Below are 8,360 nucleotides of genomic sequence, written 5' to 3'. Positions count from 1 at the left end.
GTCTCGCGGAGCATCTGGTCGTGGACGCGGTTGCGCAGTGCGGGCAGGCCGGGTGCCGCGGTGACGCGGTCTTTGTCGATGGTGTCGAGGGTGGTCCGCACGACCTCGTCGTTGAGTCGCACGAGATCCTGGACCTGGTCGCCCGCCCACACCCGCCAGTCCTTGCCGGACCCCCACGAGGAGTCCGGCAGTTCGACGGGGGCGCCGACATAGCCACGGTCGCGGGCGTCGGCGAGGGTTCCGACGTCGATGCCGGCCTCGGGCAGGGCCCGCAGCAGCCGTTCGAGGAACATCGGTCCCTCGTACCACCAGTGTCCGAACAGTTCGGTGTCGAACGCGGCGACGACGAGGGCGTCCCGGCCGATCCGTGCGGACTCGCTGCGCAGCCGTTTACGGACGGTCGCGACGAAGTCGGCGACGTGTGTGTCGACCGTCGCGGACGCGAGATCCGGATCGTAGGGCGCCTTGTCGGCGGACGCCACGGTGCGGCCGGTGACCCGGGCGGGTTTGAGACCGGTGTCGTGGCAGTAGGTGTGGAAGTCCCGGTAGGCGGCGTGTCCGGGGTAACCGGACTTCGGTGACCACACGCGGTAGGAGACGTGCAGGTCGCGGCCGAACGCCACGACGTCGGAGTCCCACACGGTCCGGCCGAGGGAGGTGTCGCCGCGCAGTGCGGGACCGTCGACCATGAAGTGCTCGACGCCGGCGGTCGCGTATCCGGTTTCCATGCCGGGGGTGAAGGCGCACTCGGGTCCCCAGATTCCGCGGGGTGTGTGCTGCCAGCGGGCCTGCGCGTCGTGCAGGCCTTCCGACAGTGAGAAGGCGCGCAGGCGCGGATCGAGCAGCGGTTGGAACGGATGTGCCAGCGGTCCGCCGAGCAGTTCGATGGCGTCGGCGTCGATCAGTCCGCGGATGACAGCGGAACCGCCGTGGCGCCAACGGGTTTCGAACTGGTCGAGGGATTCGGCGGAGAGGCGGTGTTCGCGGGCGCCGAGATCGCGGTAGGACTGCTCGGCCATGCCTGCGGCTTCGTGGGCGCGCAACTGCCAGTTGCCGATCCAGTGGTGCATCCCGGTCAGGCAGTGTGGATCGTCGAGTTGCGCGGCGAGCACGGGCGTCACCCCGAGGGTGAGCAGTCGGGTGCGGCCTTCGGCGGCGAGGCGATGCAGCACGTCGGTGACCGGCAGATATGTTGCGGCCCACGACTGGTAGAGCCATTCTTCGCCGACCGGCCACCGGCCGTGGTTGGCGAGCCACGGCAGGTGCGAGTGCAGTACGAGCGCGAACATGCCCGGCTCCCGGCCGGCCGTGGCACCCCCCGTCGAGTTCGCGCGGCTGGTCACCGTGCCGGGTCCTTCACCGCGATGGCGACGAGATCGAGGCTGGCGTCGATGTTTTCGGGGTCGAGGGTGAAATCGGCGACGTCCACACCGGTGACGTCGGCGGTCAGGTCGGCGGGCCACGGTTCGCCCGCGAGGGCGCGTTCGATCTGCGCGTCGATGAACGATCCGCCGTGCTTGGCGTCGAGCGCGCGCAGCGCCGGGCCGTGGTGGACTCCGGTCACGAGTTCGACGCGGAAGCCGGCCTCGATGAGCAGGTCGGTCAGTTCCGCGGCGTCGAGTTCGCGGGTGTGGAACGGGTTGAGGGGGGTGTCGCGGCCGGGGGAGAAGGTGATCCGGTTGGGGGTGCTCACGAGCAGTTCGCCGCCGGGGGCGAGCACGCGGAAGCATTCGCGTAGGAACTGTGCCTGGTCCCACAGGTGCTCGATGACCTGGAAGTTCACGACGACGTCGACGGAGGCGTCGTCGAGGGGCAGGTCGGCGAGGTTGCCCTGCCGGATGTCGACGCGCGGGTAGCGCGCGCGCACGTGCGCGACGGCGCCGTCGTCGTAGTCGAGTCCGATGACGTGGTGCGCGACGTCGGCGATCATGTCGGCGCCGTAGCCTTCGCCGCAGCCGGCTTCGAGGACGGTTCGTCCGGTGCACCGTGCGAGCAGGTCGCGGTAGACCACTTCGTGCCTGCGGAACCAGTAGTTCTCCTCGGCGATGCCGGGCACGGTTCGCTCGCCCGTGAGGGGCAGGTGCTGCGCTTCGTCGGCGCGGACGGTGGAGTCGTTCACCGCCCCGAGAGTAGACGCACTGTTCTCCTCGTCGTTCAGGGTGGTCGTCGTTCGGGGTGGTTCACATCACAGGCGTCTCGTTCCCTCCGTGTGGTTATGGTGAACCGGAACTCTTGCTAAGTTACCGGCGGGTAACTTAGTGTGAGGTAATCTAACGCACACCCCGTGCGAAAACACGAGTGCTCGGTTCAGGCAGCGCCTCGCCGATCCAAAGGCAGCGATACAACAGGAGGTCGACGTAGGCCCATGACGAACATCGTCGTTTTGATCAAGCAGGTCCCCGACACGTGGTCCGAGCGCAAGCTCACCGACGGCGACTACACCCTCGACCGTGAGGCCGCCGACGCCGTGCTCGACGAGATCAACGAGCGGGCCGTCGAAGAGGCCCTGCTCATCAAGGAGCGCGACGGGGGTGAGGTCACCGTCCTCACCGCCGGTCCCGATCGTGCGACGGACGCCATCCGCAAGGCGCTGTCCATGGGTGCCGACAAGGCCATCCACCTCAACGATCCGGCCCTGCACGGCTCCGACGCCATCCAGACGTCGTACGCCCTGGCCGCCGCGCTCGGCCAGATCGAGGGCATCGAACTGGTCATCGCGGGCAACGAGGCCACCGACGGTCGCGCCGGTGCCGTTCCGGCGATCATCGCCGAGTACCTGGGTCTGCCCCACCTGACCCACCTGCGCAAGCTCACCGTCGCCGACGGCAAGGCCACCGGCGAACGCGAGACCGACGAGGGCGTCTTCGGCCTCGAAGCCTCCCTCCCGGCCATCGTCTCGGTCACCGAGAAGATCAACGAGCCGCGCTTCCCGTCCTTCAAGGGCATCATGGCCGCGAAGAAGAAGGAAGTGCAGACCCTCACCCTCGCCGAGATCGGTCTCGACCCCGAGATCTTCGGCGTCGCCAACGCGGGCACCACCGTCACCGGTGTCACCCCGAAGCCTGCACGTACCGCTGGCGAGCGCGTCGCTGACGAGGGCGACGGCGGCAGCAAGATCGCCGCATACCTCGTCTCCAACAAGATCATCTGATCCGCGCCCCGCGAACACAGCAGACATACCAAGGGAGAAAGAAGCAATGGCAGAAGTACTCGTGCTCGTCGAGCACGCCGAGGGCGCGCTGAAGAAGGTCAGCATCGAGCTCATCACCGCGGCGCGTGCGCTCGGTGAGCCCGCCGCCGTCGTGACCGGCCCGGCAGGCACCGCCGACAAGCTGCAGGACGCGCTCGCCGCGGCCGGCGCCGTCAAGGTGTACGCCGCCGAGTCCGACGACATCGACGGCTACCTCGTCACCCCCAAGGTCGACGTGCTCGCCTCGCTCGTGGAGTCCGCCGGCCCGGCCGCCGTGCTCACCGCCGCGAGCGTCGAGGGCAAAGAGGTGTCGGGCCGCCTCGCCGCGCGCATCGGCTCCGGCCTGCTCGTCGACGTGATCGAGGTCAAGGCGGACGGCACCGGCGTCCACTCCATCTTCGGTGGCGCGTTCACCGTCGAGGCGAAGGCCAACGGCGAGGTTCCGGTCGTCTCCGTCCGACCCGGTGCCGTCGAAGCCCAGCCGCAGGCGGGTGCCGCCGAGCGCGTCGCCGTCGAGGTTCCGGCTCAGGAAGAGACCGCCGTCAAGGTCACCTCGCGCGAGCCCATCGTCGGCGGCGACCGCCCCGAGCTCACCGAGGCGTCGATCGTCGTCTCCGGTGGCCGCGGTGTCGGCTCCGAAGACAAGTTCCACGAGGTCATCGAGCCGCTCGCCGACTCGCTCGGTGCCGCTGTCGGCGCCTCGCGTGCTGCCGTCGACTCCGGCTACTACCCCGGCCAGTTCCAGGTCGGTCAGACCGGCAAGACGGTCTCGCCGCAGCTGTACGTCGCGCTCGGCATCTCCGGTGCCATCCAGCACCGCGCCGGCATGCAGACCTCGAAGACCATCGTCGCGATCAACAAGGACGAGGAAGCCCCGATCTTCGAGATCGCGGACTTCGGTGTGGTCGGCGACCTGTTCAACGTCGCCCCGCAGCTGACCGAAGCCGTCAAGAAGCACAAGGGCTGACGCCGGCCCACTCGAGCACACGCGGCTCGATCACGGCCCCGCTCCGATCTACCGGAGCGGGGCCGTGGTGTATCCGGGCGAAAGGTGTTCACCGGCGGTGCATCCCGACGTCATCGCGGTGCCGCCGGACTGCCGCACCCGCCCGATACAACGTGCACCATGACCATGACGTCGGTACTCGCCAGTCCCCGTCCCCGTCTCCGTTCTGCGCCGGTCCTGTCCGGACCGCGCTATTCCCTGTTCGTCTCCACCGATCCGGAACACCGCGAGGCCGCGCAACGCCTCCGCCGGCGCGTGTTCGCCACCGAACCCGGATTCCGGCTGCCCGCAGGCGCCGGCGATCTCGACGAAGACCGGTTCGACGAATACTGCGACCACGTTCTCGTCCACGACCATCACACCGACACCACCGTCGGTTGCTACCGCATGCTCTCGCCCGAGGCCGCTCGCGCCGCCGGCGGCTACTACACCGCCACCGAGTTCGACCTGAGTGTGCTGGACCCGTTCCGTCTCGGCGCCGTCGAGATGGGCAGGGCCTGCGTCGACCCGGCGCACCGCTCCGGGTCGGTGCTCACGCTCATGTGGGCGGGCATCCTGCGATACCTGGAACTGACCGGCCACACCTGGGTCTTCGGCTGTGTGTCGGTGCCGATGCGCTCGCATCCCGGCGAGGTGCCCGGAGCCAACGCACTCGCCGTGCGCGACGTCGTGCTGTCCCGCCACGCTGCGGACCCCGACCAGCAGGTACGCCCGTTGCGTCCGGTGCCGGTGCCGGTACCGGCGACAGGACCGGGGCAGGACAGCCCCATCCGCGCCGTGCTGCCCCCACTGATGCGCGGCTACCTGCGGCTCGGCGCCCGGATCTGCGGCGAACCCGCCCACGACCCGGACTTCGGGGTCGCGGATTTTGTGGCCCTGTTGAGCCTGAACGGCGCCGACCAGCGCTATCTGGAGCGGCTGCGCGGCGCCGCCGAACAGGCCGATCGCGCCGCGGGGGTGCCGGCATGAACGTCCGCGCCCACCCCTGGATGCCCGCCAGCCCGTGCGGCACCGGATGTCTGCCACGCAACCAAGAGAATGTGAACTTCATCACCTACGCCGGCCGGTGGCTTTCCGTGGTCGCCATTCTGATGGCGGCGCCGATCCTCGTGGCCGGGTCGCTGCTCCCCGTCGCCGCCCGCGCGGCACTGCTACAGCGCTGCGCACGCAGTCTGTGCCGGTGCGCCGGCCTGCGGCTGACGGTCACCGATCTCCGGACCACGGATGAGCCGGGCGGCACCGACAGGAGCAGTACGAACGGGGGCGTACTCGTCGTGGCCCCGCACGTGTCCTGGACCGACGTGCTGGTGCTCACCGCAATCGCGCCGTCCGGCTTCGTCGCCCGCGCCGACCTGCTCGGATGGGGTGCGCTCGGAACACTCGCGCGACGCATGCGGGTCATCCCCATCGAACGCGAGAAGCTGCGGGAACTGCCCGGAATCGTCACGCAGATCCGCGCCCGACTGCAATCCGGTGATCGCGTCACCGTGTTCCCCGAGGGCACCACGTGGTGCGGACGCGCCCACGGCCGGTTCCGCGCGGCACTGTTCCAGGCCGCCGTCGACGCCGACTGCCCCGTCCAGCCCGTGCGACTGCGGTACCTCGACGGCAGCGGCGCCGTCGGCACCGCTCCCGCGTTCGTCGGTGACGACACCATCGGCGACGCGATCCGCAGGCTGCTGCGGCACCGCGGCACCGTGGCCGACGTCGTGCTCGCCCCCCTGCAGGAACCCGGCACCGATCGCCACGACCTGGCCGCCCGGTGCGAACGCGCGGTGCGCGGCGAGCCGAGTGCGATGCCGATCACGGTCGCGGTCGCCGCCTGACGAGCGGACGAGGGTACCCGCCGGCACCCGCTATCCTGGACCGGTCATGACCTCGTCCAGCACCGGCGCAGCCGGCTCCCCGAAGACAACAGGCGTCCCGAACACCGTGTACGTCGACCACGCCGCGACCACCCCGATGCTGCCCGCGGCGATCGAGGCGATGACGCAGGTCTTCGGGACGGTCGGCAACGCCTCGTCGCTGCACGGGTCCGGCCGCGCCGCCCGCCGCCGCATCGAGGAAGCCCGCGAATCCATCGCCGCCGATCTCGGCGCTCGCCCGTCCGAGGTGCTGTTCGTCTCGGGCGGCACCGAAGCCGACAATCTTGCGGTCAAGGGCATCTTCTGGGCCCGCCGCGCGCAGGACCCGCGGCGGACACGGATCATCGCGAGCGCGGTGGAGCACCACGCGGTTCTCGACGCCGTGCAGTGGCTCGTCGACCACGAAGGCGCCGAGGTGACGTGGCTGCCCGTCGATACCGCGGGTCGTGTCGACCCGGAGACGTTGCGAGCCGAACTGGCCGAACACGCCGACGACACCGCGCTCGTGACCGTCATGTGGGCCAACAACGAGATCGGCACCGTGATGCCGATCACCGAACTCGCTGCCGTCGCGGCCGGGTTCGGCATCCCGATCCACAGTGACGCCGTGCAGGCCGTCGGACATCTGCCGGTCGATTTTGCGGCCAGTGGCCTGTCCGCGCTGACACTCGCGGCGCACAAGTTCGGTGGTCCGCAGGGTGTCGGTGCGCTGCTGCTGGGACGCCAGGTGCCGTGCGTGCCGCTCGCCCACGGCGGTGGGCACGAACGAGACATCCGCTCGGGCACCCAGGACACCGCGTCGATCGTCGGAATGGCCGCGGCGCTGCGTGCGGCGACCGCGGGTCTCGACGCGACCGCCGTCGAGCTCGGTGCGCTGCGCGATGCGCTCATCGCCGGAATCGAGGCGGCTGTCCCCGGCGCGGTGCTCAATGGACCGCGCGGTGCGGATCGGCTGCCCGGCAACGTGCATTTCACGTTCCCCGGTTGTGAAGGCGATTCACTGTTGATGCTGCTCGACGCGGCGGGAATCGAATGTTCCACCGGGTCCGCCTGCACCGCGGGTGTTGCCCGGGCCAGTCACGTGCTGGTCGCGGTGGGCGCCGATCCGCGGATCGCGCGGGGATCGTTGCGGTTCTCGTTGGGGCACACGTCGACCCGCAGTGACGTGGACGCGGTGATTGCGGCACTGCCGCAGGTGGTGGAACGGGCTCGCGCCGCCGGATTGGCGAGCGCGACCGGTCGTGGAGGTGACGGACAATGAAGATTCTCGCGGCGATGAGCGGTGGGGTGGATTCGGCGGTGGCCGCGGCGCGCGCCGTCGACGCCGGGCACGAGGTCGTCGGTGTGCACCTGGCGTTGTCGACAGCGCCGGGCGCACTGCGCACCGGTTCACGCGGCTGCTGCTCGAAGGAGGACGCCGGTGATGCCCGGCGTGCCGCCGACGTGCTCGGCATCCCGTTCTACGTCTGGGATTTCGCGGACCGCTTCAAAGAAGAGGTGATCGACGATTTCGTCGCCTCCTATGCGGCGGGCCAGACCCCGAATCCGTGCCTGCGCTGCAACGAGAAGATCAAGTTCGCGGCGCTCGCGGACCGTGCCGCCGCGCTCGGTTTCGATGCGGTCGCGACCGGCCACTACGCGCAACTGCACGACGGTGTCCTGCGCCGCGCCGTCGACGCGGACAAGGACCAGTCGTACGTACTCGGGGTGCTCACCGCCGAACAGTTGTCGCGCGCGATGTTCCCGGTCGGAGACACCCCGAAGGATCTGATCCGCGCCGAAGCCGCCGAGCGTGGACTCGCGGTCGCGACCAAGCCGGACAGCCACGACATCTGTTTCATCCCGTCCGGCGACACCCGCGCGTTCCTCGGTGCTCGCATCGGTGTGCGACCCGGCAAGGTCGTCGATGTCGATTCCGGCGCGGTGCTCGCCGAACACGAAGGTGTGCACGGGTTCACGATCGGTCAGCGTAAGGGTCTCGGCATCGCCGGACCTGGTCCCGACGGGCGTCCCCGCTACGTCACCGGGATCGACCCGGACAGCGGCACCGTGAAGGTCGGGTCGGCCGAACATCTCGAGGTGCGCTCGATCAGCGCCGAACGCGCGGTGTGGACGTCGGGTACCGCACCGGAAGGCCCGTTCGAATGCGTCGTGCAGGTCCGCGCGCACGGCGGGATCGCCCCCGCCGTCGCCGAAGCCGTCGGCGCCGGGTTCGAGATCACCCTGCGCGAACCGCTCACCGGTGTCGCTGCGGGTCAGGCTGCCGTGCTGTATCGGCCGGATCCGGCCGGGGACATGG

The 8,360-nt window shown here is 69.8% G+C and carries 8 protein-coding genes; 6 read left to right on the top strand and 2 right to left on the bottom strand.

Features of this window, described 5'->3' with window-relative positions; all coding sequences use genetic code 11:
* Both WAX14_RS19535 and WAX14_RS19530 read right to left on the bottom strand, forming a co-directional pair.
* Positions 1–1,289, bottom strand: a 1,289-nt coding sequence (locus tag WAX14_RS19535; RefSeq protein ID WP_422629706.1) for a 1,4-alpha-glucan branching protein, incomplete at its 3' end; no start/stop codon positions are given.
* A gap of 50 nt (positions 1,290–1,339) precedes the next feature.
* Entirely contained in the window at positions 1,340–2,119 is a 780-nt protein-coding gene (locus WAX14_RS19530; protein WP_422629705.1) for a class I SAM-dependent methyltransferase, read from the bottom strand.
* A 246-nt stretch (positions 2,120–2,365) separates the two neighbouring features.
* On the opposite strand from WAX14_RS19530, the gene WAX14_RS19525 reads away from it, so the two are divergent.
* The 6 genes from WAX14_RS19525 to mnmA form a co-directional block, all read left to right on the top strand.
* The gene (locus WAX14_RS19525; protein ID WP_422629704.1) at positions 2,366–3,151 is read left to right on the top strand and encodes an electron transfer flavoprotein subunit beta/FixA family protein; all 786 of its coding nucleotides are present in this window, start codon (positions 2,366–2,368) and stop codon (positions 3,149–3,151) included.
* Between the two features lie 46 nt (positions 3,152–3,197).
* Positions 3,198–4,157, top strand: coding sequence for an electron transfer flavoprotein subunit alpha/FixB family protein (locus tag WAX14_RS19520; protein ID WP_422629703.1), 960 nt, complete (start codon positions 3,198–3,200; stop codon positions 4,155–4,157).
* 159 nt (positions 4,158–4,316) lie between these two features.
* Entirely contained in the window at positions 4,317–5,165 is an 849-nt protein-coding gene (locus WAX14_RS19515) for a GNAT family N-acetyltransferase (protein ID WP_422629702.1), read from the top strand.
* A complete protein-coding gene (locus WAX14_RS19510; RefSeq protein WP_422629701.1) occupies positions 5,162–6,022 on the top strand; it encodes a lysophospholipid acyltransferase family protein in 861 nt (286 codons plus the stop codon). The genes WAX14_RS19515 and WAX14_RS19510 overlap by 4 nt, the downstream gene beginning before the upstream one ends.
* A 46-nt stretch (positions 6,023–6,068) precedes the next feature.
* On the top strand, positions 6,069–7,322 hold the full coding sequence (locus WAX14_RS19505; protein ID WP_422629700.1) for a cysteine desulfurase family protein: 1,254 nt from the start codon (positions 6,069–6,071) through the stop codon (positions 7,320–7,322).
* Positions 7,319–8,360 (top strand): tRNA 2-thiouridine(34) synthase MnmA (mnmA, locus tag WAX14_RS19500; RefSeq protein WP_422629699.1); only part of this gene is annotated, 1,042 nt, incomplete at its 3' end. The genes WAX14_RS19505 and mnmA, both read left to right, overlap by 4 nt.

This window comes from Rhodococcus sp. (in: high G+C Gram-positive bacteria) (assembly GCF_049299235.1).
Classification (GTDB): domain Bacteria; phylum Actinomycetota; class Actinomycetes; order Mycobacteriales; family Mycobacteriaceae; genus Rhodococcus.
The sequence above is the reverse complement of the archived record's forward strand: the minus strand, read 5'-3'. Positions and strand labels throughout refer to the sequence as shown.

Coding starts and splice junctions, on each gene's coding strand:
- WAX14_RS19525 (WP_422629704.1), top strand. CDS start 2,366: ATGACGAACATCGTCGTTTTGATCAAGCAGGTCCCCGACACGTGGTCC.
- WAX14_RS19520 (WP_422629703.1), top strand. CDS start 3,198: ATGGCAGAAGTACTCGTGCTCGTCGAGCACGCCGAGGGCGCGCTGAAG.
- WAX14_RS19515 (WP_422629702.1), top strand. CDS start 4,317: ATGACCATGACGTCGGTACTCGCCAGTCCCCGTCCCCGTCTCCGTTCT.
- WAX14_RS19510 (WP_422629701.1), top strand. CDS start 5,162: ATGAACGTCCGCGCCCACCCCTGGATGCCCGCCAGCCCGTGCGGCACC.
- WAX14_RS19505 (WP_422629700.1), top strand. CDS start 6,069: ATGACCTCGTCCAGCACCGGCGCAGCCGGCTCCCCGAAGACAACAGGC.